At 73.3% G+C, this 24952-nt stretch carries 22 protein-coding genes; 9 read left to right on the top strand and 13 right to left on the bottom strand.

Going from position 1 to position 24952, the window contains the following annotated elements; translation table 11 throughout:
* Window positions 1–8 precede the first annotated feature (8 nt).
* Both FAF44_RS13870 and FAF44_RS13865 read right to left on the bottom strand, forming a co-directional pair.
* The gene (locus FAF44_RS13870) at window positions 9–773 is read right to left on the bottom strand and encodes an ABC transporter permease (protein WP_237103533.1); all 765 of its coding nucleotides are present in this window, start codon (window positions 771–773) and stop codon (window positions 9–11) included.
* A complete protein-coding gene (locus FAF44_RS13865) occupies window positions 770–1714 on the bottom strand; it encodes an ABC transporter ATP-binding protein (RefSeq protein ID WP_237103532.1) in 945 nt (314 codons plus the stop codon). Before FAF44_RS13865 ends, FAF44_RS13870 begins: the two co-directional genes overlap by 4 nt.
* Before the next feature lie 111 nt (window positions 1715–1825).
* Between FAF44_RS13865 and FAF44_RS13860 the strand changes: the two genes are divergently transcribed.
* Both FAF44_RS13860 and FAF44_RS13855 read left to right on the top strand, forming a co-directional pair.
* The gene (locus tag FAF44_RS13860) at window positions 1826–2938 is read left to right on the top strand and encodes a sensor histidine kinase (RefSeq protein WP_237103531.1); all 1113 of its coding nucleotides are present in this window, start codon (window positions 1826–1828) and stop codon (window positions 2936–2938) included.
* The gene (locus tag FAF44_RS13855) at window positions 2935–3585 is read left to right on the top strand and encodes a response regulator transcription factor (RefSeq protein ID WP_237103530.1); all 651 of its coding nucleotides are present in this window, start codon (window positions 2935–2937) and stop codon (window positions 3583–3585) included. The genes FAF44_RS13860 and FAF44_RS13855 overlap by 4 nt, the downstream gene beginning before the upstream one ends.
* A 10-nt stretch (window positions 3586–3595) precedes the next feature.
* On the opposite strand, the gene FAF44_RS13850 is transcribed toward FAF44_RS13855, so the two are convergent.
* Window positions 3596–4735: a CdaR family transcriptional regulator gene (locus FAF44_RS13850; protein ID WP_237103529.1), complete on the bottom strand. Its 1140-nt coding sequence runs from the start codon at window positions 4733–4735 to the stop codon at window positions 3596–3598.
* Window positions 4736–4836: 101 nt separating this feature from the next.
* Here FAF44_RS13850 and FAF44_RS13845 point away from each other — a divergent pair, with 101 nt between their 5' ends.
* The 4 genes from FAF44_RS13845 to FAF44_RS13830 are packed head-to-tail and all read left to right on the top strand — an operon-like array spanning window position 4837 to window position 9519.
* Entirely contained in the window at window positions 4837–6126 is a 1290-nt protein-coding gene (locus tag FAF44_RS13845) for an MFS transporter (protein WP_237103528.1), read from the top strand.
* Window positions 6127–6164: 38 nt separating this feature from the next.
* Window positions 6165–7163 (top strand): dimethylarginine dimethylaminohydrolase family protein, encoded by a 999-nt coding sequence (locus FAF44_RS13840; RefSeq protein ID WP_237103527.1) that lies wholly within the window; start codon window positions 6165–6167, stop codon window positions 7161–7163.
* A gap of 6 nt (window positions 7164–7169) precedes the next feature.
* Entirely contained in the window at window positions 7170–7787 is a 618-nt protein-coding gene (locus FAF44_RS13835) for an urease subunit gamma (RefSeq protein ID WP_237103526.1), read from the top strand.
* A 55-nt stretch (window positions 7788–7842) separates the two neighbouring features.
* Window positions 7843–9519: an urease subunit alpha gene (locus FAF44_RS13830; RefSeq protein ID WP_237103525.1), complete on the top strand. Its 1677-nt coding sequence runs from the start codon at window positions 7843–7845 to the stop codon at window positions 9517–9519.
* A 54-nt stretch (window positions 9520–9573) separates the two neighbouring features.
* Here FAF44_RS13830 and FAF44_RS13825 read toward each other — a convergent pair whose 3' ends face one another.
* Window positions 9574–9702, bottom strand: coding sequence for an RICIN domain-containing protein (locus FAF44_RS13825; protein WP_237103524.1), 129 nt, complete (start codon window positions 9700–9702; stop codon window positions 9574–9576).
* Between the two features lie 494 nt (window positions 9703–10196).
* Window positions 10197–11399, bottom strand: a complete 1203-nt coding sequence (locus tag FAF44_RS13820) for an MFS transporter (RefSeq protein WP_237103523.1) — start codon at window positions 11397–11399, stop codon at window positions 10197–10199.
* A gap of 59 nt (window positions 11400–11458) precedes the next feature.
* Between FAF44_RS13820 and FAF44_RS13815 the strand changes: the two genes are divergently transcribed.
* Window positions 11459–12481 carry a helix-turn-helix domain-containing protein gene (locus FAF44_RS13815; protein WP_237103522.1) on the top strand — a complete coding sequence of 341 codons (1023 nt, stop codon included), beginning with the start codon at window positions 11459–11461 and terminating at the stop codon, window positions 12479–12481.
* Between the two features lie 50 nt (window positions 12482–12531).
* Complete coding sequence (locus tag FAF44_RS13810) at window positions 12532–14412, top strand: WD40 repeat domain-containing protein (protein ID WP_237103521.1); 1881 nt, start codon at window positions 12532–12534, stop codon at window positions 14410–14412.
* Between the two features lie 1053 nt (window positions 14413–15465).
* Here FAF44_RS13810 and FAF44_RS13805 read toward each other — a convergent pair.
* The 6 genes from FAF44_RS13805 to FAF44_RS13780 form a co-directional block, all read right to left on the bottom strand.
* Window positions 15466–16926, bottom strand: a complete 1461-nt coding sequence (locus tag FAF44_RS13805) for a serine hydrolase (protein ID WP_237103520.1) — start codon at window positions 16924–16926, stop codon at window positions 15466–15468.
* A 78-nt stretch (window positions 16927–17004) separates the two neighbouring features.
* The gene (locus FAF44_RS13800; RefSeq protein ID WP_237103519.1) at window positions 17005–17667 is read right to left on the bottom strand and encodes a response regulator transcription factor; all 663 of its coding nucleotides are present in this window, start codon (window positions 17665–17667) and stop codon (window positions 17005–17007) included.
* A complete protein-coding gene (locus tag FAF44_RS13795; protein ID WP_237103518.1) occupies window positions 17664–18848 on the bottom strand; it encodes a sensor histidine kinase in 1185 nt (394 codons plus the stop codon). The genes FAF44_RS13800 and FAF44_RS13795 overlap by 4 nt, the downstream gene beginning before the upstream one ends.
* Window positions 18849–18994: 146 nt before the next feature.
* Window positions 18995–19741, bottom strand: a complete 747-nt coding sequence (locus FAF44_RS13790) for a cyclopropane-fatty-acyl-phospholipid synthase family protein (protein ID WP_237103517.1) — start codon at window positions 19739–19741, stop codon at window positions 18995–18997.
* A 462-nt stretch (window positions 19742–20203) separates the two neighbouring features.
* Entirely contained in the window at window positions 20204–21295 is a 1092-nt protein-coding gene (locus FAF44_RS13785; protein WP_237103516.1) for a hypothetical protein, read from the bottom strand.
* A 92-nt stretch (window positions 21296–21387) separates the two neighbouring features.
* The gene (locus FAF44_RS13780) at window positions 21388–22299 is read right to left on the bottom strand and encodes an alpha/beta hydrolase (protein WP_237103515.1); all 912 of its coding nucleotides are present in this window, start codon (window positions 22297–22299) and stop codon (window positions 21388–21390) included.
* 150 nt (window positions 22300–22449) lie between these two features.
* On the opposite strand from FAF44_RS13780, the gene FAF44_RS13775 reads away from it, so the two are divergent.
* On the top strand, window positions 22450–23277 hold the full coding sequence (locus tag FAF44_RS13775) for a helix-turn-helix domain-containing protein (protein WP_237103514.1): 828 nt from the start codon (window positions 22450–22452) through the stop codon (window positions 23275–23277).
* A gap of 102 nt (window positions 23278–23379) precedes the next feature.
* Here the strand turns inward: FAF44_RS13775 and FAF44_RS13770 are convergent, their stop codons facing one another.
* Window positions 23380–24213, bottom strand: a complete 834-nt coding sequence (locus tag FAF44_RS13770) for an MBL fold metallo-hydrolase (RefSeq protein ID WP_237103513.1) — start codon at window positions 24211–24213, stop codon at window positions 23380–23382.
* A gap of 314 nt (window positions 24214–24527) precedes the next feature.
* Window positions 24528–24926, bottom strand: a complete 399-nt coding sequence (locus tag FAF44_RS13765; RefSeq protein WP_237103512.1) for a hypothetical protein — start codon at window positions 24924–24926, stop codon at window positions 24528–24530.
* Window positions 24927–24952: the final 26 nt, after the last annotated feature.

Here is a 24952-nt window from a genome sequence, read left to right as displayed (position 1 = left end):
CGCAGCGGTCATTCCCAGCGGAAGAACAGCGCCGAGATCACCACCCCGGCCACGATGGTCGCGCCCATCCCGAGCAGCGGGCCGGCCTCGACGGGCGCGCCCAGCCAGGCCGCCGACAGGGCCTGGTTGCCCGCGCCGAACGGCAGCACGCCGCCGATCGTGGCGATCACGTCGGGCAGGCTGTCCCGCCCCCCGAACATGCCGCCCGAGGCCCCCAGGGCGAAGAAGGCGGTCAGGCCGATCGCCACCGCCGAGTTCGGGGTGGGCGACAGCGCGGCGACGATCAGGCCGATGGCGTACATGGCGGCCGTCGTGAGCGCCAGCACGCCGATCGCCGGGCCGACGCTCACGGGCGGGTTGGCGTCGAACAGCAGCACGGCCAGGATCCACGCGGCCACGACGCCGACCGCGATCTGCAGGATGCCGACGGCCGCCTGCGCGACCAGGACCAGCGCGGGCGACGCGGGCGTCACCCCGAGCCGTCGCAGGATGCCGCTGCGGCGGTAGTAGGCCAGGAAACTCGGCATGTTGACGATGCCGGTCATGGCCACGACCATCGTGAACACCAGCGGCAGCACGTACGCGTCGAGCGCGGTCCGGCCCTGCCCGACCGGCTGCCGGCCGGCGGACGAGGCGTTGACCAGCAGGATGAGCATCGGCAGGCCGAGCGGCACGATCAGCCCCGCGGTGTCCCTGGCGACCATCTTGAGCTCGCTGACCAGCATGACGGCCCAGGAACGCGGGCCCGGCCGGTAGACGGTGACCTCGCTCATCGCCGTGCGTCCTCCTCGGTGTCGAGCCGGTGCCCGGTCAGGGCGACGAAGGCGTCGTCCAGGCCGGCCTGCTCGCTACGGGTCTCGGTGGCCACGACGCCCGCGCGCACGAGCGCGACGCTCACGGCCTGCAGCAGGTCGCCGTGCCCTTCGACGGTCACGCGCCCGTTGCCGGTGTGCACCCGATCGACCTCGTCGAGGTCCTCGAGCAGCCCGGCGGGCAGGGGGAGGGCGGCACGGAAGGTGACCCGCTGGGCGAACCCGGCCCTGCGGACCAGCCCGGCGGGCGAGTCGAGGGCGACGACCCGGCCCGCGTCGAGCAGCGCGACCCGGTCGCAGAGCCGCTCGACCTCCTCCATGGCGTGGCTGACCAGCACGACGGTCACGCCGGAGACCCGCAGGTCCTCGATGGTGGCCCACATCTGGCGGCGCGCCTCGGGGTCGAGGCCGGTGGTGAGTTCGTCCAGGATCACCAGCCGGGGCCGCCCGACGAGGGCGAGCGCGATCGACAGCCGCTGTTGCTGGCCGCCGGACAGGTTGGCGAAACGGGTCCGCGCCGACTCGGTCAGGCCGACCGACTCGATCAGCTCGCCGGCCGGGACCGGGTCGCGGTAGAAGGTCGCGTAGAGGCGGACGAGTTCGGCGACCGTGAGCGTGGCGTGCAGGGTGGCCTCCTGCAACTGCACCCCGAGCACCTGCCGCAGCCGGGCCCGGTCGCGCCGGACGTCCAGGCCGAGCACGCTGACGGTGCCGCGGTCGGGCCGGCGCAGCCCGGCGATCAGTTCCACGGTGGTGGTCTTGCCCGCGCCGTTGCGTCCGAGGAGGCCGAAGACCTCGCCGTACGCGATCGACAGGCTGACCTCGTCGACCGCGACCTTGGCGCGGAACCGTTTGTACAGGCGGTCCGCCTCGACGGCGGCTGTTGCGGTTGTCGCTGACATGTCGCCGACGCTACGAGGAGGGCGGCTTGCCGGTCTTGTGCCGATGGTCAGTGCCGGCACCCATGACTTTCGGCACCTCAGTGCCGGCTGTCCGCCCACTACAGTGGCTATATGCGGCAAATCGGGCCAGATGTGTGGGCAGGTCTGCTGGTCCTGCTGGTCTGCGTCGCGGTGGGCGCCCCGACGCTCATCGGGCTCGGCCACATCGTGGTGCCACGGCCGCTGTGGGGCGCGGTGTTCGCGGGGCTGCTGGTCACCGCGACGGCCGCGGCGATCTGGGACGACCTGGGCCGCCGGCGACGGGCGCTGATCAGCTACGGCGTCGCCGTCGTGCTGGGCTGGCTGACGGTCCTGGCCGCGCCCAACGCCGGCTGGCTGCCGATCCTGCTCGTCTTCACCGCGACGCTGAGCGCGTACCTCACCCCGCACCGGGTGATCCCGGTGGTGATCGTGCTCAACACCGGCGTCATCGCCGCGTCGGTGGCCCTCGACGCCCGCACGCCGACCGACATCGGCCTCAGCGCCCTGGTCTACCTGCTGCTCCAGACCGCGACGGTGCTCAGCGCGCTGGCGATCGTGCGCGAGCAACGGCTGCGCCGCGAACTCGCCGAGGCGCACGTGGAGCTGCGGACGGCCAGCGTCGTCATGGCCGACACCGCCCGCGCGCACGAACGCCTGCGCATCGCCCGCGAACTGCACGACCTCATGGGACACCAGCTCACGGCGCTCACCCTGGAGCTGGAGGTGGCCAAGCACCACGAGGGCCCCGCCGTCCGCGCGCACGTCGAGCGCGCCGACGGGGTGGCCCGCGACCTGCTGCGCGACGTGCGCACGACCGTCGGGCAGCTCCGCTCGGACGCCCCCGACCTGCGCGAGTCGCTGACCGCCGTGGTCCGCGACATCCCCGGTCTCGACATCTCCGTGTGGATCGACGACGACGTACGCCCGGACGAGGAGGTGACCATGACGCTCATCCGCGTCATCCAGGAGATCGTCACCAACACCATCAGGCACGCCGGCGCGTCCGCGCTGCGCATCCGCGTCGAGAACACCCCCGATCAGGGCGTGCGGCTCACCACCGTGGACGACGGCCGCGGCAGCCCCGACGTGCGGCCCGGCAACGGCCTGCGCGGCCTGCGCGAGCGGATCGACGCGATCGGCGGTGAGGTGCGGCTCGACGGCCGCGACGGCTTCCGCGTCACCGCCACGGTGCCGGCCCGATGATCCGGGTGCTCGTGGTCGACGACCAGACCCTGGTCAGGCAGGGCATCCGCAGCCTGCTCGACCTGACCGACGACATCGAGGTGGTGGGCGAGGCCGACGACGGCATGTCCGCCCTGGCGGCGATCGGGGAGCACGCGCCCGACGTGGTCCTGCTCGACCTGCGGATGCCCCGTCACGACGGCATCTGGACCCTGTCGGCGCTGCGGGACCGCGCCGGACAGTCGCCGCCGGTGCTCGTGCTGACCACGTTCGACAACGACACCCTCGTGCTGGACGCGATGCGCGCCGGGGCCTGCGGTTACCTGCTGAAAGACGTGACCCTCGAACGGCTGACCAAGGCCATCCGGGTCCTCGCCGGCGGGGGGACGCTCATCTCGCCGTCGATCACCGACCGGCTGGTGCGCGCGGTGCACCGCCGCCGCCCGCCGGACGACGACGGCCTGCCGGACATCCAGCGGCTCACCGGGCGGGAACTGGAGGTGCTGCGCCTGGTCGCGGAGGGGTACAGCAACCGGGAGATCGCCCGCGCGCTGTTCCTGGCCGAGGGGACGGTCAAGAACCACGTCTCCACGGTGCTGCTCAAGCTGGGGGCGCGCGACCGGACCAACGCGGTCCTGCGCGCGTTGCACGCCCACGTCCTCGACTGACACACCTCGCTCACTCGTAGGCGCGGGCCCGCAGCGCCAGGGTCACGACGGCGGCGTCGGCCGAGGTCATCACGTCGCGGCCGGTGACGGCGGCGAACTGGCGCAGCCGGTTGAGCACCGTGTTGCGGTGGCAGTAGAGCTGCCGGGCGGTCTCGGCGATCGAGCCGGTGCGCAGGTAACGCTCCACGGTCTCCAGCACCCTGGCGACGTCGCGCTCGGGCAGCTCGCCCAGCCCGCCGAGCGCGTCGCGGACGAGGTCGGCCCGGAACTCGCCGAGCATGCCGGCCGCGATCGCCGGCCACAGGTCGCGGGTGGCGAGCGGGCCGGCGGCGTCGGGGGGCAGCGCGTACAGGGTCAGCTCGGCCAGGCGGACCCCCCTGGGCAGCGCGGCGAGACCTTCGACGGCGGGGCTCACCGCGCACCGCACGCCGCGGAACCAGCCCTCGGCCGCGGCGGCGCCCGCCCGCGAGGGCAGTTGCAGCACGACGAGCGACCCGGCGGGCCACTCCTGCGCGTGCACCCGGACGCCGAGCGCGGCGAGCTGCTCGCGGACCGGCCGCAGAGCCGTGAACGGGCCAGGTGGGAGCGCGACGACGGCGAACCAGGCGCCCTCGTCGAAGCCGAGCACGGTGGCCGCCTGCCGCCGGATGTCGGGGTGACGCCCGTCGCACTCCAGCAGCCGGGCGAACCACCGCGCCCGCTCGTCCTGCCTGGCCTGGGCCATCTCCAGCACCCGCTGCTGGTAGGCGGCCAGGATGCCCATCGAGTGGTGCTCGACCGCCTCCCACACGCGCGGCGCCTCGGCCATCAGGGTGAGCGCGTCGCCGGGGTCGGCCCGCAGGCGCAGCTCGTCCCACACGACCCGGGCGTCGAGGCGTACGGCCTGCAGCAGCGCGTCGAGCGGCACGCCCGCCTCGGCCCGCGCCGCGCCGATCTCGGCCGAGGCGCCCGCGACGTGGTCGGGCACGGGCAGCCGGCCGATGAGGCGCAGGATCAGTTCGAGGCTGCGGCGGGCGTCGGCCAGCAGGGTCTCCTCGGGCACGACCGTGCCCGCGTAGGGGGCGCCGATGCCGGCCAGCTCGGAGACGAACCGGTCGGCCAGCGGGGCGACGTCGCGCACCAGCTCGCGCGAGAGCTCTTCGACCGCCATCCCCGGAACCTCCTCGGTTGTGCAAATGCACAGTCTAGTGGCGGCACGCGGGTGCCGATTTGCGATTGAAGCGCAGGTCAGGGACGCGACAAGGTGGCATCATGCAATCCTCGGCTCACCCCCAGCGGCCGGAAACCCACCCACGGACGGTCGCGCTGGGCGCCTTCGCGGGCACCGCGCTGGAATGGTACGACTACTACGTTTACGGCACGGCGGCGGCACTGGTCTTCAACAGCCAGTTCTTCCCCGAGCTGAGCCCGCTCGCGGGCACGATGGCCTCCTTCGCCACCTTCGGCGTCGGTTTCGTCGCCCGCCCCCTGGGCGCGGCCGTCTTCGGCCACCTCGGCGACCGGTACGGCCGGCGCCGCATCCTCATGGTCACCGTCGTCCTCATCGGCGTCGTGACCGGCTGCATCGGCCTGCTGCCGACGTACGCGCAGATCGGGGTGGCGGCGCCGATCCTGCTGGCCACGCTCCGCCTGCTGCAGGGCATCTCCGTCGGCGGCGAGTGGAGCGGCGCGGCCACCCTGGCGGTCGAACACGCGCCGAAGGAGAAGCGCGGCATCTACGGCGTCATGCCGCAGATGGGCTCCCCGGTCGGCTCGCTGACCGCCACGGCGGTGTTCACGCTGGTCAGCCTGCTGCCGGACGCGCAGTTCGAGTCCTGGGGGTGGCGGATCCCGTTCCTGCTGGGCTTCCCGCTGCTGCTGGTCGCGCTCTGGGTGCGCAGCAGGGTGGACGAGTCGCCGGTATTCCAGAAGATGCTGTCCCAGCAGCGCGACGCCAAGCGTCCGCTGGTCGAGCTGATCCGCACCAGCGGGTGGCGGCTGGTGGTCGGCGTCGCGGTGTCGTTCGTCGGGATCGGCGGCTACTACCTGTGCGGGACGTTCCTGGTCAACTACGGTTCCGACACCGCGGGCATCGACCGTACCGTGCTGCTCAACGCGGCCACGCTGGCCTCGTTCATCAACCTGTGCCTGTATCCGCTGTTCGGCAAGATCGCCGACCGTGTCGGGGCGGGGCCGGTGGCGGTCTGGGGCGCGGCGGCCTCGGCGGTGGCGGCGTTCCCGATCTTCTGGCTGGTCGGCCTGGGCACCCCGGCCGGGGTCGCGGCCGGGCTGGTGATCGGTGTCGTGCTGGTGTCGGTGAGCTACGCCGCCTGCGGGCAGTTGCTCAGCGAGATGTTCACCAGCGAGGTGCGCTACTCCGGCGTGGGACTGTCGTACAACGTGTCCGGGGCCATCAGCGGGTTCGTGCCGCTGGCCGCGACGGCGCTGCTGGCCGCTACCGGGGAGAGCCTCTGGCCGGTGGCGGTCATGCTGCTGGTGTTCTCGCTGATCACGCTGTTCGCCGCCGTGGCGGCCCAGCGGCTCCGGGTCGCGGAGCTGTGACGCGATGATGACGCACGGATGTGGAGGAAAGGACTGACATGACGACGATCGCCGACGACGGCGCTCAGCCTGAGCACTACTACCACAAGCTGGTCGGCCCGGAGCCCGAACCGGGCTTCCAGGACCCGGCCGAGCTGGAGCGCTACTGGGGCCGCCGCTGGGGCGCCGCCGACGAGGTGAGCCCGCTGCGCACGGTGCTGGTACGCCCGCCGAGCAGCGGCCTGTCGAAGATCACCGCCGAGGCGTGGGACCCCAGGGCCGGCGCGCTCGTCGACCCGGACCGCCGCTGGTACTGGCGTGGCGACCAGGCGCCCGACCTGCGGCTCGCGGCCGAGCAGCACGCGGCGCTGGTGTCGGCGCTGCGGGCCGAGGGCATCGAGGTCGTCCAGGCGCCCGAGCTGCCCGAGCACACCAAGTCGGTCTACACCCGCGACCCGATGCTGACCGTGCCGGGCGGGGCCGTCATCACCCGTCTGGCCCCGCGCATGCGGCGCGGCGAGGAGGCGTCGGTGACCAGGACGGTCGCCGCGCTCGGCATGCCGATCCTCGGCACGATCACCGGCACGGGGCTCGCCGAGGGCGGCACGTTCGTCAAGCTCCGGCGCGACCTGGCGGTGTTCGGGGTGTCGATCCGGTGCAACCCCGAGGGGGCGCGGCAGCTCGCCGGGATCCTCGAACCGCTCGGCATCGAGGTGGTGCCGGTGCCGCTGCCGGGGTACACGATCCACGTGGACGGCCAGTTCCACATGGTCGACCACGACCTGGCGCTGGCCAACACCCACCGCCTGCCGTACGAGTTCCTCGCCCGGCTGGACAGCCTCGGGATCAAGGTCGTCTCGCCGCACCCCGACGAGCAGTACGCCTGCAACTCGCTCACGGTGCGGCCACGGCGGCTGCTGTTCCCCGCGCACTGCGTGCGCACCGCCGACCGGCTGGCCGCCGAGGGCGTGGAGATCGTGCCGGTGCCGTACGACGAGATCCTCAAGAACGGCGGTGGCATCCACTGCTCGACCATGGAACTCGTCCGGGACTGGTAGGCGTCGATGCATCTGACCCCCGCGGAGCACGACCGCCTGACCGTCTTCACGGTGGCGGAGCTGGCCCGGCGCCGCCGTGACCGGGGCGCCCTGCTGTCGGCGCCCGAGGTCGTGGCGCTGATCGCCGACGCGGTGTTCGAGGCCGCCTGGGACGGGCTGCCCATCGAGGCGGTGATCGCGGCCGGCCGCGCCGCGGTGCGCGTCGAGGAGGCCAGGCCCGGAGTCGCGGCGCTGGTCCGCCGGGTCGAGGTGGACGCGCTGTTCCCGGCCGGCACCGCGCTCGTGGCCGTGGACGACCCCCTCGGCACGAAGCCGGACCCGGCCGACCCGGGGGCCGTGCTGCCCGCGGCGACCGGGCGGCCGGAACCGGCGCCCGGCCGCGACCGGGTGGAGGTCGAGGTGACCAACACCGCGGACGTGGACGTGCACGTGTCGTCGCACTACCCGTTCTGGCAGGCCAACGCGGCGCTGTCGTTCGACCGGGAGGCGGCCCGCGGGCGGCGGCTGGACGTGCCCGCGGGCAGCAGCCTGTGCTTCCCGCCCGGGGCGGCGGTCACGGTGCGGCTGGTCATGCTGGGGGGCGCGGCCACCGCGCCCCGGCTCACGCTGGGAGACGAGGAATGAGCGGCGGCGGCAGGACACGAACGACGAGCGCCGGACGGGCGAGCGGAGGCCGGGAATGAGCTTCGACAGGGCGACGTACGCGGCCGTGTACGGCCCGACCACCGGCGACCGGGTGCGCCTGGCCGACACCGGGCTCGTGGTCGAGGTCGAACGCGACGACACCGAGGCCGGCGACGAACTGCTCGGCGGCTGCGGCAAGACGGTGCGCGAGGGGCTGCTGCTCACCAGCGGCGCCCGCCACTCCGAGCTGGACGTGATCGTCACCAACGCGCTCGTCCTCGACCCGCTGCTCGGCGTGCTCAAGACCAACATCGGGATCAAGGACGGCCGGATCACCGGGCTCGGCCGGGCCGGCTCGCCCGACGCGGTGAACGACGTCGAACTCGTCGTCGGCCCGCACACGGCGATGATCCCGGCCGAGGGCCTGATCGTCACCCCCGGCGTGGTGGACTCGCACGTCCACCTGTCCAGCCCGGCGCTGCTCGACGTGGCGCTGTCGGCGGGCGTCACGACCGTGGTCGGCATGGGCATCGGCGGCGTGTGGGACATCGGCGTCAACCCCAAGCGCAACCTCGACCTGATGATCGAGGCGTGGCGGGAGGTGCCGGTGAACGTGGCCTTCCTCGCCCGGGGCTCGTCGGTGCGGCGCGGCCCGCTGGAGGCGGCGGTGCTCGGCGGAGCGGGCGGCTTCAAGGTGCACGAGGACTTCGGCGCGCAGCCCGCGGTCGTCGACACCTGCCTGGCCGTGGCCGACGCCGCCGACCTGCCGGTGGCGCTGCACACCGACTCGCTCAACGAGTCGGGCCTGCTGGCCGACACCATCGGGGCGACGCGGGGCCGGACGGTGCACGCCTACCACGTCGAGGGCGGCGGCGGCCATCCCGACCTGCTGGAGATCCTCTCCCACGGGCACGTGCTGGCCTCCTCGACCACGCCGACGCTGCCGTACACGGTCAACACGGTGGCGGAGCTGTTCCCGATGACGATGACCGTGCACCGGCAGAACCCGCTGCTGCCCGGCGACGCGGAGGTGACCATGAGCCGCGTGCGGGCCAGCGCGATCGCGGCGGAGAACGCGCTGCACGACGCCGGCGCGGTCAGCATCGTCAACTCCGACTCGATGGGCATGGGACGCGTCGGGGAGACGGCCCGGCGGACGTGGCAGCTCGCCGCGCACGCCAAGGCCGTGGCAGGGGTGGCCGGCCGCCACGACAACGAGCGGGTCCTGCGCTACCTCGCCAAGATCACCATCAATCCGGCGATCGCGCACGGCATGGCCGGCCAGATCGGCAGCATCGCGCCGGGCAAGGTCGCCGACCTGGTGTTGTGGCACCCGGCCTGGTTCGGCGCGAAGCCGGAACTGGTCGTGAAGTCGGGGTTCGTGGCCTGGGGCGTGAGCGCCTCGGGCGCGGCCTCCACGCGGGCCGGGCAGCCGCGGGCCTACCGGCGCTTCTTCGGCGCGATGGGCGACGCGCCGCGGCGGCTGGCGCACGTCTTCGTGGCGCGGGAGGCCCTGGAGGACGCCGCGGCGCGGCGGGCGCTGCCGTCCGGGGTGAGCTACCTGCCGGTCGCCGGCTCGCGCGGGCTCACCCGCGCGGACATGGTCCGCAACACCGCCGTCCCGGACGTGCGGGTGCCGCGCGACGGCGGCCCCGTGCTGGTGGACGGCCGGCCGACGGGGCTGCCACCGGCCGGCTCCCTCCCGCTGACCCAGGTGCACCACCTCGCCTGACCGCCGGTGGCGGGACCGGTGACACCGGCCCCGCCACCGGGTGCTCCGCCTGGCTCAGAGCGTGTCCTTGATCTTTATCTGGCCGTTGTCGATGACGAACTTCTGGTTGTTGTTGCCGCTCTGGCATTCCCATTGGTAGATCTTGATGCCGTTGCCGCGGTTGTTGGTGACGTCTACGCACATCGGGCGGTTGGTGCCGATGGTGTCCTTGATTTTTGTTGGTGACGTCTACGCACATCGGGCGGTTGGTGCCGATGGTGTCCTTGATTTTGATCTGGCCGTTGTCGATGACGAACTTCTGGTTGTTGTTGCCGCTCTGGCATTCCCACTGGTAGATGTCGATGCCGTTGCCCCGGTAGTTGGTGACGTCGAGACACATGGGGGTGGGAGCGGCCTGGGCGGAAGCCGATGCGGGCAGGGCGAGGCCCGCACCGGCGGCGGTGATGAGAACGGCTCCGGACAGCAGGTGGTGAACACGCAGCATGAGTGCTCCTGCGGGGTGAGGTGCTCGGACTAGAGCACGATGACGCAACTCACAGTGCCTGATCAATTACTTTCTGTTTACAGTCGGCTATCCCCCGATTCTCCGGCGTCCCGACCCGGCTCAGAGCTCCGCCACCGCGACGCCGAGGGCCACGGCGGTCACCGACCGCGGTCCACCCAGGTCGACACCGAGGTCAGGGACGCCGGGAGGGTGACAGCGTCCGCCAGGACAGCAGGGCGGCGGTGGCCGAGGCCGCGCCGGCCAGCGTGACGACCAGCCCCGGGTCCGCGACCTCGCCCAGCGCGCCTCCGGCCGCGGCGGCCAGGCCCTGCAGCGTCATCGTGCCGGTCAGCAGCAGGCCGAACGCCTGTCCGCGCCGCGTCTCGGGCACCGCGTCGAGAAACCGGCGGGCCAGCGCGAGCTGGTAGGCGACCCCGAAACCGGACACCGCCAGCAGGACGGCGGCGTATCCCGGTGCGGGGCCCGGCGCGAACCCCAGCAGCGGCACTCCGAGCGCCAGCGCGAGAGGGCCGGCCAGCCGCTCCCGGTCCGCGGGGCGCACCAGGCGGCCGACGATCAGGTTGCCGGCGAACATCCCGGCGGCGACCGCCGCGAACAGCGGACCGGCCGCGTCCGGCGCGCCCGCCCGCGCGGCGTACGGGACCAGCACGCCCTCGGCCCCGACCATCAGCGCCGGCGCCGCCCAGTGCGCCAGCAGCAGTCCCCGGACCGCGGGCCGGCCCAGCAGCTCCCGGTTCACCCGCCAGGTCTCGCCGGCGCCGGCCGCACCGCCGGTGCGGCGGCGCGGGTGGTCGGCCAGGCGCAGCCGCAGCAGCCCGGCCGAGGCCAGGCAGGTCGCGGCGGTGATCCAGAGCGCGCCCGGCGCGCCGGCGGCGGCGATCAGCAGGCCGCCGGCGGCGAAGCCGAGCACCTGCGTGCCGCCGGCCGCCATGGAGAACACGGCGCGGCCGAGCACATAGCGGTCGCCGTCCAGCAGGTCGGGCAGCAGGGCGGTGCGTGCGGCGGAGGCGACGGCGCTGGGCAGCCCCGTCACGAACACGAGCGCCAGCATGCCCGGCACCGGCAGCAGACCGGCGGCGAGCACGGCGCTGACCGCGGCGCGCAGCACCTCGTAGCCGATCATGACGGTACGCGGCGGCAGGCGGTCGGCGAGAGCCAGCAGCAGCGTGCCGCCCACGGCGTAGGGCAGGAAGCCCGCCGCGTACGCCAGCGCCGACAGCAGCGGCGACCCGGTGGCCGCGTAGACCGTCACGGACAGCGCGAGCGTCCGCACCGTCTCGCCGGCCAGGAAGAGCGTGTAGCTGCCGAACAGCACACGGAACTGGCCGACGGCGAACACCTCGCGGTAGGTGGCGGACCCGGGTGCAGGGATCATGGCCGACAGCATCACGGCGGCCCGGCCACGGTGGCTATCCTTTCGTGTGGAGGCGAAACATGCTGGCCATCGAGGTGGGCCCGGTCGATGTGGCGCGGACCCGCTACGCGATCTCGCCGCTGGGCGAGGCGATGCAGGCGCTGCGCGTCGCCGCCGGCGTGCAGGCCGCCGGCCCGCTGCGGCCGTGGGCCGAGCGCGTCGCGCCCCGGTACGCGGAGCTGCGCCGCGAGGTGCCCGCGGTCGGGGCGCTGACGGCGCTGTTCCGCCGCGGCGGCTACAACGCCGACTTCGTCCATCCGCCGCCGTCGGGCTCCGGCGCCGGCTTCGCCGCCGAACTGGCCGTCGTACGCGCCACGCCGCTGCGCCGGGCCCGCCTGGAACTGGCCCGCAACCTGGCCGGGCTGCGGACGCCGCCACGCTACGTGCGACGCATCCTCGACGCGCCCGACGTGGTCACCCGGCTCGCCGACGCGCTCGAGGCGAGCTGGCGGGCACTGGTCGAGCCCGACTGGCCGCGGCTGCGGGCGGTGCTGGAACGTGACCTGGTCCGCCGCGCCGGCCACCTGGCCATGTACGGCTGGGCGGCAGCGCTGTCCGATCTCGACCCACGGGTGAGCTGGCGCGCCGAGGGGCAGACCGGGACCATCGAGGTGCGTACGGGCTCGCGTACCGAGTGGGACCGCCTCCGGCCGGCCGGCGCGGGCCTGCTGCTGATGCCGACGGTGTTCGGCACCCTGATCAGCTACGTCGAGCCACCATGGCCGTACGCCCTGGTCTATCCGGCCCGGGGCGTCGCGGACCTGCTCGGCCCCGTGGCGCGCGCACCGGGCGGTGCGGCCCTGGACCGGCTGGTCGGCCCGCGCCGCGCGGAGGTGCTGCGCGCGCTGGACGTGCCCGCGACGACGACGCAGCTCGTCGCCCAGCTCGGCCTGAGCCTGGGCGCCGTCGGCGGCCATCTGGCGGTGCTGCGCGACGCCGGCCTGGTCACCCGCACCCGCGCCGGCCGGTCCGTCCGCTACGCGCACACGCCGCTGGGCGCGGCCCTGGCGAACAGCCCGACCGGGGCACGTCCACGGCGCTGAAGCGGCACTTCGCCATAAAGTGTCGGGATTCTCCGCTACGGTCGCTTGGCATGATCATCAGTGGCAGCCACATCGTGCTGGCCGGGCGGTTCGGCCGGCTTTCGAAGGATGAGGCCAAACGCGGCCTGGAGGCGCTGGGCGCGAAGGTGACGGCGTCGGTCTCGGCGAAGACGGACCTGGTCTTCGCCGGGGCGAAGTCGGGCGCCAAGGCAGGTCCGGCGGCGGTGCGCGGCATCCCGATCCACGACGAGGACGCGCTGCAGGCGGTGCTCGACGGCCGGGAGCCCGGCACGCCGCCGCCGTCCCCGCCGTTCACCGGCGTCCCGGACGAGCGGATGGACCCCGGCCAGGCCCTCGCCACCCTCGAGAACGCCGACTGGTCCGCGTTCCGCCCGGAGCGCGACACCGTGCCGCTGCGCGAGGCGCTGCGGGCGCTGGAACACGCGCACGGGGTCACCGACGCGCACCGCTTCGCGACCGCCCGGCTGCGCGCGGCGGGCGCGCTGCTGCGCCACGCCGACGTGCACCACGGCGAGTTGACCGGGCACGCGCTCAGCCCCGACGGCCGCCACCTCGCGGTCGGCAGCGGCACCGGCGCCGACTACGACCGGGGCGGTGTCCTGCAGATCTTCGAGGTCGCCACCGGCCGCTGCGTCCACGCGATCGACGCCGTCATGGGCGGCGTCGGGTTCGGCGACCGCGCGCGCTGCCTCCAGTGGTCGGCGGACGGCACGCGGATCGCGCTGGAGTACAACACCAACGCGACCGGCGTGTGGGATGCGTTCGGCACCGCCCGCGAGCCGATCGCCGACGCGTTCTTCCTCGCCTCCGGCAGGCCGCCGGGCATGGCGTTCGCCCCCGACGGCAGGCGCGCGTTCGTCTACGGAGGCGGGTCCGGCTTCCTGCGCAACGTCATCGTGGCGATGCACGAGGGCTCGGTCGCCGGGCCGCCGGACGCCCACCCGGAGGGAACCCCGCCGATCGAGTTCCGCGAACCGCCCGAGGAGTCCTGGGAGAGCGAAAGCGATGAGCCCGAACACATCCTCGACCGGGCGTTCTGGTCGCGCGACGGCTCCCGGATCTACGGCGAGGCGGTGTACTCGCACGCGGCGATCTCGCTCGACGTGGACGGACAGCGGGTCTCCTGGATCCTGCCCCTGGACGAGGACGAGGACGCGGCCCCGCCCGAGTGGAGCCCGGACGAGCGGCTCCTCGCCTACCCGCGCGACGGAAGGCTCGTCGTCGCCGACGCCCTGACGGGGGAGACGACGGCGGAACTGCCCGGTTACCCGGGCGCCGACGTCCTCTGCTGGGGTCCGGGCGGCCGGCTGGCGGTGGTGGACCCGGCCGGCGGAATCGTCGGGATCATCGACGGAACCACCGGCGAGCACCGGCACGACCTGAACGTCCGGGCGAGCCCGTCCAACCCGCGCGGCGCGGACGCCCGGTCGTGGGCCTGGTCACCGGACGGCGCGCGGGCCGCCTGCGTCACCGCCGAGGGACGGATCGAGATCTGGTCCCTCGCCGGACAGCCCGAGCGGCTGCGCGTCCTGGACGGCATCAGCCGGAGCCGGCCGCCCGCCGCCCGCTGCTGTTCACCGGCCGCGACCTCGGCGACCGGCTCCGGCTCGACCCGGCGTTCGCGCTGGACGAGGAGACCTGGGCGGTGGCGTTCGAGGACGGCACGCTCATCGCGCCGCCCGGCCGCGAGGGCGATCTCGACGCCCGGCTCTGCTGGTCGGTCGCCCGCCGCTGCGCCTGGCCGTTCCGCTGGGGCGAGCAGGAGATCTTCCCCGACCCGGCGCACGCGGGCGTGTGGGCGGCCTCGCCGGAGAGCGCGCGGCTGCTGGCGCCGTTCCGGGGACGCGGCAGCACGGCGGAGGCGACGGGGACGTGGCCGCCGCCCGACACGGCGACCGTCTCCGACCTGATCACGGTGGTCCGCGGCACGCTCGTCGACCTGTCCCACCCGGTCTCGCTGGGCTTCGAGGACTGGACCGTCGACACGCTCCAGCAGCTCGCGATGGTCCACGCCCGCCGGGGCGAGGCCGCCGAAGCCCGCGACCTGGCCTTCGCGATCCCGGAACACCGGCGACGTCCCGGACACCTGGCGCGGATCGCGCTCGTGCTCGGCGCGGCCGGTCACGATGCCGAGGCCGCCGCCGTCTTCCCCCACGCCGACGACGATCTCGCGGACGTGGGCGAGGCGGCGGACCTGGCGGCGGTCGCCGGGGCCTGCGCGGTCCTGGGGCATCGTGACCGCTCCGAGCAGTGGTTCGCCTCCGCGCGCGCGGCCGCCGACGCCGGCCGTTCGAACTGGGACGTCCGCCTGCCGCTGGTCTGGGCGCTCACCGAGTGCGGCCGGGAGCAGGAGGCCCGCGTCGTGCTGGACGGCGGCGTGGGCACGCCGCGCGGCCGGTACCACAGCGGCGTGCCCTGGCTGGTGTGCCTGCTGCGGCGGGGCGAGACCGAATTGGTGCGCGAGCTGATCGGGGAGCGCAGCGAGCGGCACGACCCGAACGAGCGGCATGCCTTCGGCGTGCGCTGGTTCGACGACTGGACGGGAGCCCACGCCCTCACCGTCTACGGGCAGCCCGATCTGCTCCGGCTGTGGGGCGAGATCAACTGGTCCTCGGTGCAGGAGCTCCTGCCGCTCGCCGAACGGATCGCGGCCGAGGGCAGGCCCACCGGCCCGACCGCCGCCCAGGTGGCCGAGCTCGCCGCCCGGCACTCCCGGCTCGCGACGCTGCCCAAGGCGGCCAGGCGACGAGAGTCCGCGGACGTGGCCCGGAGCGCGGCGGATCGCGGCCACATCAGCGCCGTGCTCGACCTGCTGCCCGGGACGGGCGAAGCCGGCAAGTACGGGCTGAGCAGCGACGACCGCACCTGTCTCGCGCTCAGTGCCCTGCGCACCCTCACGATCGGCGTGGACGTCGAGGTGTGGTGATCCCGCCCGACCGCCCCGCACGCCCGCCCCGCCCGGGTCAGACGTCCGCCGTGGCCGGCCGTACCGGCGCGGCGGTCGCCTGACCGGTGCGACGGAAGCACCAGAGCCGACGGCCGAGCGCGAGCGCCCCGAGCCCGAAGCAGAGGAGGCAGAGCAGCGTCAGCAGCGGCAGCAGCCAGGCGGTGACGATCCAGTACTGGACGTTGAACGCCCCCCAGATCACCGTCGGCAGCACCGCGCCCAGCACCGTCACCAGGGCGAGGGGCACGAGCCGCGGCAACAGCCATGGCCGGCGCGCCGCGCGGCGTCGCGCGGCCCAGCGGCGCGCCCGGACGACCGCGGTGACCAGCAGCGCGGTCATCCCCACCGTGAGCCCGAGCAGGACCGCGTTCACGACGGTGAGCGGGTTGCTCATCGGCGTCGCCGGCGCCCCGGTCCGCTCGGCGAGCAGGTTGGCCGAGAGCAGGCTGGGATCGCCGCCGCTGTTGGTGAGGACGACGGCGGCCATCCCGGTCGTGGGCGAGAAGACCATGTCCCCGGTCCACGTCGCCAGCGTGCCGCCGTGCCCGACCAGCGACGGCGGGGCGCCGGCAGTGACGGAGCGGGACTGCCAGCCGAGCGCGTAGTCGCCGGCCTCCGGCTGGACGGTGTGCAACTCGGCCAGGGAGCCGGCGCTCAGCAGGTCCGGCCCCAAGGTTCCCTGGTTGAAGCGCAGCCACCGCACCATGTCGTCCAGGGTCGAGATCACCCCGCCGTTGCCGACGCACATTCCCGGCATCTCCGGCGCCGCGACGGCCACCCCGAGAACGACCTCGTACCCGGACGGCAGGCCCTCGGCGCCGTCGGAACACCCCGACGTCGAGCTGGTGCCGGTCATGCCCAGCGGCGTGAACAGCTCGGTGCGGAGGAAGGCGTCGAAGGACTGCCCCGACAGCACCTCGACGATCCGCGCCGCGATCGAGTAGTTGGTGTTGTGGTACTCCGAGCGGGTGCCCGGAGCGGCGACCAGGGTCTTGCCGGCCAGCCCGGCCACGATCTCCCGCGCGCTGCGCGGGGGCGGGAACACGTACTCGTTGTTCGTGCTGTTCGACAGCCCCGAGGTGTGGCTGAGGAGATGGCGCACGGTGATCGCGGTGAAGCGCGGATCGGCCATCCTGAACTCGGGCAGCACCTTGACGACCGGGTCGTCCAGGGAGACGCGGTCACGGTCGGCCAGCAGCATGATCGCCGTAGCCGTCATCGACTTGCTCATCGACGCGATCCGGAACGGGGTCCGCGCGGTCACCGCGTGGCCGTCTCCGTCCCGGCCGCGGACGATCGTCTCGACGGACGAGCCGTCGATCACGGCCGCCGCGACACCCGGCGTGCCGTAGACGGAGCGGTACTCGTCGACCGGCCGGTCGCCGCCGGCATGGGCCGGTGCCGGCCAGCCGAGCAGCACACCGCCGAGGACGAGGAGGCAGAGCACACGAGGAGAACGCAGAGGTGGGAATCGCACGTCGTCGAACCTAGGCCGGGCGGCACCGGCCGGCATCACCCCGAGGGGTGAGACGCCGCCACCCGGCAGGATGGAATCTCAGCCGGGCAGATCGTGCCGGCCCACCAGCCCGTTCTCGTACGCGTGGATCACCGCGTGCACGCGGTCGCGCAGGCCCAGTTTCTGCAGCACGGCCCGGACGTGCGACTTCACCGTGTTCTCGCTCAGCACGAGGTCCGCGCAGATCTCGCTGTTGGACCTGCCGCGGGCGAGCAGGCCGAAGATCTCGACCTCGCGCGGGGTGAGGCCGTCGAGGGCAGCCGTCCGCCGCATCGGCACCTGCCGTACGAGGTCGAGGATCGTCGCGGCCACCCCCGGGGCCAGTGCCGACGTCCCGGAGGCCACGTCACACACGGCCTGGGCCAGGGCGGCGGGCCGGACGTCCTTGGTCAGGTAGCCGCTCGCGCCGGCCCGGACGGCGGCCACGACCAGTTCGTCGTCATCGAACGTGGTCAGCATGAGCACCCGGGTCGCCGGTGCGATCCTGACGATCTCCGCCGTGGCGGCGACCCCGTCCATGCGCGGCATGCGGATGTCCATCAGCACCACGTCGAGGCGGTGCCGCCGGACGACCTCGATCGCGTCGGCGCCGTTCGCGACGTCGTGGGTGACCTCGATGCGCGCGTCGGCCGACAGCACCGTGCGGAGCGAGGCCCGCAGCAGTTCCTGGTCGTCGACGAGCATGACCCGGATCCCCGTCATGCCCCCTCCTTCGTGGGGAGCCGCGCCCGCAGCAGCCACCCGTGGTCCCCGTCGTCGATCGACAGGGTGCCACCCGCGGCACGCACCCGTTCCTCGATGCCCATCAGGCCGGTCCCGTGGCTGCCGGCGTCGCGGAGCGCCCCTCCGCCGTCGTCGCGCACCTCCACCACCACCTCGGACGGGGCCCAGCGCAGCCGGACGGTCACCTCGACCGGCGGTTCGAGGTGGCGCAGCGCGTTGGTGATGCCCTCCTGCACGGTCCGGACCGCCGCGACCTCGGCGCTCAGGCTCAGCGGCCGCCGCTCGCCCACCTCGGCGAACGTCACCGCGTGCAGCGGGCTCGCCGCCGCGGCCACGAGGTCGGGGAGGGCGTCGAGCGAGATCGGGACCTGCCCGGAGCGGGGATCGGCGCGCGGCGTCACAGTGGCCGGGCCCAGGGTGGCCAGCATCGCCCGCAGGCCCAGGTGGGCGTCCCGGCCGGCCTCGGCGATGTCGCCGAGTTCGCGGCGGGTCGCCGGATCGGCCGTCGTCACCGCCGCGGCGTCGATCCGCGCGACCATGACGGTGACCGTGTGCGCGATCACGTCGTGCAGGTCGCGGCGGATGCCGGCCCGTTCGTCCGCGACCGCCGCGGCCAGCCGTTCGCTCTCGGCCCGGCGGCCGGCCTCGCGCCTGCGACGTGCCAGCAGGGCCGCCAGCCACCCGCCGCCGACCACGAGCAGCAGCAGCCCGCCCTCGACCAGGCGGGTCCACCCGGGGTCGTCAGCGGGCTGCCGGGCCCACGCCACCACCTCGGTCAGGACGATCCCGAGCACGGCGACGGCCAGCGCGAGCACCGAGGAGCGCATCGGCACCAGGCCGGCCAGCCGCCACAACATGTACGGGAAGCACACCGCCGAGGGCAGCATGCTGGGTGACCAGCCCAGGAAGGGCATCGTCACCAGGACGAGCATGGCCAGCGCGCCGATCGCGTACCCGGGCCACGGCCGTCGGCGGGCCACCACCGTTCCCGCATGGAGCAGCACGGAGGCACCCGCCGCGGTGAGGATCTGCCACAGGTCCGCGCCGAGCCGCCAGACGCCCGCCAGGATGATCGCCGTCAGGAGAGCCAGGACCGCGTGCGCCACTACCACCACCACCGCCGTCGCCGGCCAGGCGCTCCGCCGCTGGGAGGGTGTCACGGTCGTCGCCTTCCGGTGGGCTCGTGGTGGGGGAGCCGTGCCCGGCTCGACGTGCCACAGGATAGCCAGCGGCGAGGAACGACGCTCACGGCGAGCCGCGCGAGGCCAGACGGCGGGCCGCCCCCGGCCCCGCGCGGCTCGGACGATCAGCGCCGCATCAGGGCGAAGACTCCCCAGCCGAGATACTCACGCGTGTACCGGGCGTAGCGGGCGGGCTCGGTGCTGAGCTCGGCCCGTACCTCGTCGGCCAGTTCGTCGTCCGGGTTCCGGTCGAGCCAGCGGCGCAGGTTGAGCCACTGAGCCGCGCTGTACCGGTCCCAACTGTCCTGGTCGGCCAGCAGCATTTCCACGACGTCGTACCCGAGGTCGCCGAACCGCTCGATCAGCTCGGGCAGGAGCAGGAAGTTGGCCAGGCTCGTGGCGTGGCAGGCTTGCGCGGCCTCCTCGTCCGGCGGCGTCCGGCGCCAGTAGGGCTCGCCGATCAGCATCAGACCGCCGGGGCGGAGGCTGCGGCCGAGCAGTTCGGCCGTTCCTGCGACGCCGTCGCCGATCCAGGTGGCGCCGACGCAGGCGGCGAGATCGACCGGCTCGTCCGCGACGTGACCGGCCGCGTCGCCGTGGACGAACGCGACCCGGTCGGCGACGCCGAGCTCGACGGCGCGGGCCCGGGCCTGCTCGGTGAAGACGCTGCTGATGTCCACGCCCGTGCCCGTGACGCCCAGGTCACGGGCCCAGGTGCAGAGCATCTCGCCCGAGCCGCTGGCCAGGTCGAGCACGCGTGTGCCGGGGGCCAGGTGGAGGGCCCGGCCCAGGGTGGCGAGCTTGGCGTCGGTCAGCGGGTTGTGGATGCGGTGGCTGCTCTCGCGGATGGTGAAGATACGGGGAAGGTCCATGACCAGATTCCTTTCCGTCATGCCTTGCGGTGGGAGAAGCGGCTGACGGCGCGTCGCGGGCGCGCGCCGTCCTGCTCGGGACGTGCCTGCTCGGCAGGCGGGCGCGCGTCGGCGCGGGAAGGGTCGCGGTCCTCGTCCCGGCCGTGGCCGGCCGGAGTCAGGATGCGCGCGGGAGAGATGCGGGCAGGTTGATGAGACACCATGGAGACCCTTGGAACGGGGCCCCTCCGGACGGCACGCGCGACCGGGGACTCCCGCTAGGGGAGCGGACGGCAGGTGCGGGTCAGGACGAGGCCCGGGAAGTGAGGATGGTCCGGGCGCCGCGCATGGCGGCGGTCTCCACGACAGTCATCAACTCACCTCCTCTTCGGCCTCCGCAGCGGACCCAGTCGTCACTGCGCCACACACAGTACCAGCCGCCGCAGTCGTCGAACGACTCCGTGCGCACAGCCTGCGAAGACGCTAGATCAGCGCATCCTTGTACGCGATGTTGACCCGCCGGTCGCCCGGGAGCCCCGACGCGAAGCCGAAGGTCAGCCGGGGCAGGTACGCGCCCGCGTTGGCCGGGTCGGGAACGAGCATGATGTTCATGCCCTCCGGCTCCCGGTAGTCGAGGCTCTTCAGCGCCCGGGTGAACACCCGCTCGGTGGCGGAGGAGTTGAGGTCGATCTTCGTGATGTACGTCGTCCCCTCGTCCGCCGGGTCGCGCGGGATCTTCGCGTACCCCTTCCCCTCCAACTGGTACATGTACGAGCCGTAGCAGCAGAACCCCTGCGCGAGCGTCTCCTCCTTCGGCAGGTTCTCCCGCAGCACCAGCGGCGCCCCGAGCGGCGCGGCCACCGCGGTCGCGAGGTCCCACACGGCCGCCTGCCGCTGCCCGTTGCGGGTGAAGCGCACCAGCAGCCGCCTGTTCAGCGGATCCACCACGGGACGGGGTGCGGACAGCGTCGCCCCGGCGCCGGGCAGTTGCAGCGGGTCGGGCGTGCGGTCCAGGAAGTTCATGTCGGCCCGGTCCTGCGCGTTGTCCCAGCGGAAGTGCCGCGCCGGCTGATCGGTCGGCGGCCCCATGTACCTGATCCGGCAGAGCTTGACGCCGGCCCCCACGCCCGCCGAGGACGGCACGGAGTCGTACTCGATCCACAGGTACGGCGGTTGCCCGGCGGCCGTCGCCTCGATGCCGAACTGCGCCCCGTGGCCGAAGCCCATCAGATACATGCGGCCGAGTTTCGTCGTGCCGTCCGCGCTCAGCTTGGTGACGCAGAGGTCGCCCTGGTAGGTCCGCGTCGTCTGTGTCACGCCGTCGGCCGGGATGTACATGACCTGGGTGACGTACCAGTGCTTGTTGAGATGGTCGTAGCCCGCACACTGCATGACCGGCGCGCACCACGCCTTCTGGTGCATGAACAGGGCGGTCACGTCATCGTGCAGGTCGAACGACGGGGACGCCGGTAGAGACAGGGCGCCGGCCGCCGCGGGAAGTCCGGTGTTTCCGAAGGCCAGTCCGGCAGCCGTTCCACCGCCCAGCTTCATCAGCCCACGACGTGACAGTTCCACCTATGCCCCCTCATATCACGGAGTTGATCTACCATACGACGCCGGTCCCCCGTCGCGACAGGGCCCGGCGTGGATCACTCGCGACCTGCCGATCACATGTGCTCGCCGAAGAAGGCGGCGAGCCGGGCGACGGCGGGGGTGACGTACTCGTCCTTGTCGTACAGGTCCACGTGGGTGGCGCCGTCGATGACGAACAACTCCTTGGGCTCGGCCGCGCGCTCGATCGCCTCGCGGCTGACGTACCCGCTCTCCGCCTCCGAGCCGATGATCATCAGCAGCGGCCGGGGCGAGATGCGGCCGATCATCGCGTACGAGTCGTACTGCGCGATCTGGTCGATACTGCGCAACACCCACCCCTGGACCGCCCTGGGATGGTGGCCGCGCGGTGTGCGGTAGTACTCCCAGGTCTCGCGGACCTGCCTGGTCGCGTCCGCGGGCAGCTCTTCCGCGCCGGCGGGGATCCAGGGCACCAGCCACGGCGCCTCGCCCCGCGCCTCCGCCGTACGGGCGGCCCCGGCCTGGTCGAGCAGGGCCTGGAGCACCTCCGGCCGCTGCGTCCGGCCGAGCCCCTCGCGGAAGGCGTGCCCCAGGTCCACGGCGCTGACGGTGGCCACGGCCCTGATGCGGTGGTCGGTCTGCGCCGCGTACGGGACGAAGCCGCCGGAGGCGCAGATGCCCAGCGCGCCGATGCGATCCGGGTCGAGGTCGTCCCGGGTGGTGAGGAAGCTCACGGCGGACTTGACGTCCTCCGCGCGCTGGAAGGGGTTCTCCAGGCCGCGCGGCTCGCCCGCGCTCTCACCCTGGTACGCGGCGTCGAAGACGAGCGCGGCGAAACCGGCACGGGCCAGGCGCTCGGCGTACACACTGGCGGTCTGCTCCTTCACGCCGCCCCCGGGGTGGGAGACGACGACGGCCGGCGATCGGTGCCCGGCGTGGCCGTCCGGGGTGAACAGGATCCCGGCGACAGCCAGGCCGCCGCTGGAGAAGGTGACGTTCGTCTTCATGTCCTCGGGTTTCCTCAGGTGGTTGCGGGCATCCACCGTCACATGCGCCGCCCCGGCGGAAAACGGGCGGCCTGTGTCCTGGGACGGCGCTGTCCTGGGACAGGCCCGGCCCCCTCACGCCGTCCGCACCGGGTGCCAGACTGGGGTCATATGAGCAGCAATGCGCATCGCAGTGAACTGGGCGACTTCCTCAGGGCCCGCCGGACGGCGCTCAGCCCGGCCATGGTCGGCCTGCCCGGCTCCGGCGGCCGGCGGCGGGTCAAGGGACTGCGCCGGGAGGAGGTGGCCCTGCTGGCGTCGATCAGCACCGACTACTACACGCGCCTGGAGCAGGGACGTCGCCGGGCCTCCGCACCCGTGCTGGACGCCATCGCGCGCATCCTGCGGCTCGACCACGACGAACGCGCCTACCTGTTCGAACTGTCCGGCAAGGACGCCGCCCGGCCACGCCGGCCCGTCGCCCAGCAGGTCCAGCCGCAGTTGCGGCGGCTCCTCGACGACCTCGCCACCGTCCCGGCCGTGGTCCTGGGCCGGCGCACCGACATCCTCGCCTGGAACCAGATGGCCGCCGCCCTCGTCACCGACTTCGGCCGGATCCCGGAGAGGCAGCGGAACTTCGTCCGGCTGATCTTCACCGACCCCGCCATGCGGCGGCTGTACGCGGACTGGCGGGACATCGCCCCGAGCGGCGTGGCGCAACTGCGCATGGAAGCCGCCAGGGACCCCGACGATCCCCGGCTGATGGAGCTGGTGGGCGAGCTGTCGGTGCGCGACCCGGACTTCCGCCGGTGGTGGGGCGCCCACAACGTCGCCGTCGGCGGCATGGGCACCAAGCTCCTGCGCCACCCGGTCGCCGGCGACCTGACCCTCGACTGGTCCTCGCTCGTCTGCGCCACCGACCCCGGCCAGCGGCTCATCACCTGGACCGCCGACCCCGGCACCCCCTCCCACGACGGCCTGCGCCTCCTGGCCTCCTGAGGGAGCAGGCCCCGTCAGACGGCGACGATGCCGCCGCGTGGGGAGCCGCCGCCCCAGATCCCGACCGGCGACAGGCGCACCGGCCGTGTCGTGCACCGATCGCTAGTGGGACGCCCCGTCGCGCTCGCTTCCCTGGGCGAGACGCTGGAGTTGCCCTTCGTGCACGTGGCTCACCCACTCCCAGCCGGGCTTGGCTGACGGGCCGACCCGTGGGTCGGCGGCGACCTGGCCGTCCCGCAATGCGCGTACATACCCCCGATCCTGGTCGATCCGTGCCTGCACCTGGCCGGCTCCGCCGACGGAACCGTGGCCCGGGACGACGACATCGACCCCGCTCGCCACGCCCTCGAGCAGCCGCAGCGCGGTGAGGTAGTCCTCGATCGGGTCCGCGGCGTCCAGGTCGAACATCGGAACCAGGACATCGGACAGCATGTCGCCGGCGACGAGAACCCCGCGCTCCTCGATCAACAGCGCCGCGTGGCCCGGGGCATGCGCTTGATGCTCGATGATCCGGACCTCAGGGCCGTCCCAAGGAATCTGTGCCGTCCCGGCGGGCAGGCCGACGATGAGGCCGAGCAGGTCCAGCGGTACCTGCCCGGCGACTTCCGTCTCGAGCAGGTGGTCGGCGATGCGGGCCTTCGCCCCCGGATCCGACAGTTCCGCGCCGATAGTGGCCGCGCAGCGCGCAGTGCCGTAACGGGGGGCCTCGCCGAGCCGGGCGTGCCAGAGCAGATGATCCCAGTCCGGATGCGTGGAAAACCCCGCCACAACGGACTGACCCAACCCACGAAGGTCGTTCGCCAGGCAGTCGATCTCGGAGCCGGTCACCCCAGGGTCGATGAGCAACACACCGGCCCGACCCTGCACCACAACGGTGTTGCTCTGCACGAACTCGCTCTCGTGTACCAGCACACCCTCCGCGACCTGCCTCAGCACGAGCTCGCCTCCCGCTCGATCGGCATGTCGCAGTCGTCGACCGGCGGCCTGCCGAAGCGGCCGTCCGGCTCGACGCTCATCGAATCGGTAACGCTGTGCATGAAGAGTCCTCCTCGGTCAACGGGTACGACATTAAGACCGCCGGACACCGCAGAACTCATCGCGGCCCCGCGAGAAAGACCCAGAACCGCATCCAACCGGATACCGACCCGCTCGGTACTCGAGAGCGCCGGCACCCCGAGCAGGCCCGCTCGGCCAGGAGCCGGTCAGCAGGGGCAGCCCGCGCCGGATGGTCTCGAAGGTCTCCTGGCCGCTCATCCCGAGCTGATCCGCGCGAAGATCGGGATCACCGTGCTCTGCCCCGGCATGGTCCGCACCTCGATCATCGCCAACTCGGCCACCCGGCACCTGACCCAGCAGGCGACGCGCTGCTCCACGAAGCCGGCATCGACCCCGATGCCGGCGGCAGGCAGGTGATCGAGGCGGTCAGGCGGAACCAGTTGTTCGTACCCACCGACCGGATGCTGGCCGCCGCGATCACCGACCGTCACACGCGGCTGCTGGAGGCGATGCCGCCGGAGACCGAACGCGACCGCAACGTGGCGGCCTGGTTCACCGCACGGGAGCAGCGACGCGCGACGAGCCCCGCGAAGCCGGAAGTCCATGACGTCGTGACGTCCCCGTCGACGAACACGACCCGCCTGATGCGTCATGAGATGGAGACCTTGTGGGTGCCACC

It is taken from the genome of Nonomuraea sp. MG754425 (assembly GCF_021699195.1).
In the GTDB taxonomy this organism is placed as follows: domain Bacteria; phylum Actinomycetota; class Actinomycetes; order Streptosporangiales; family Streptosporangiaceae; genus Nonomuraea.
This window is presented reverse-complemented; position numbering and strand designations above follow the sequence as displayed.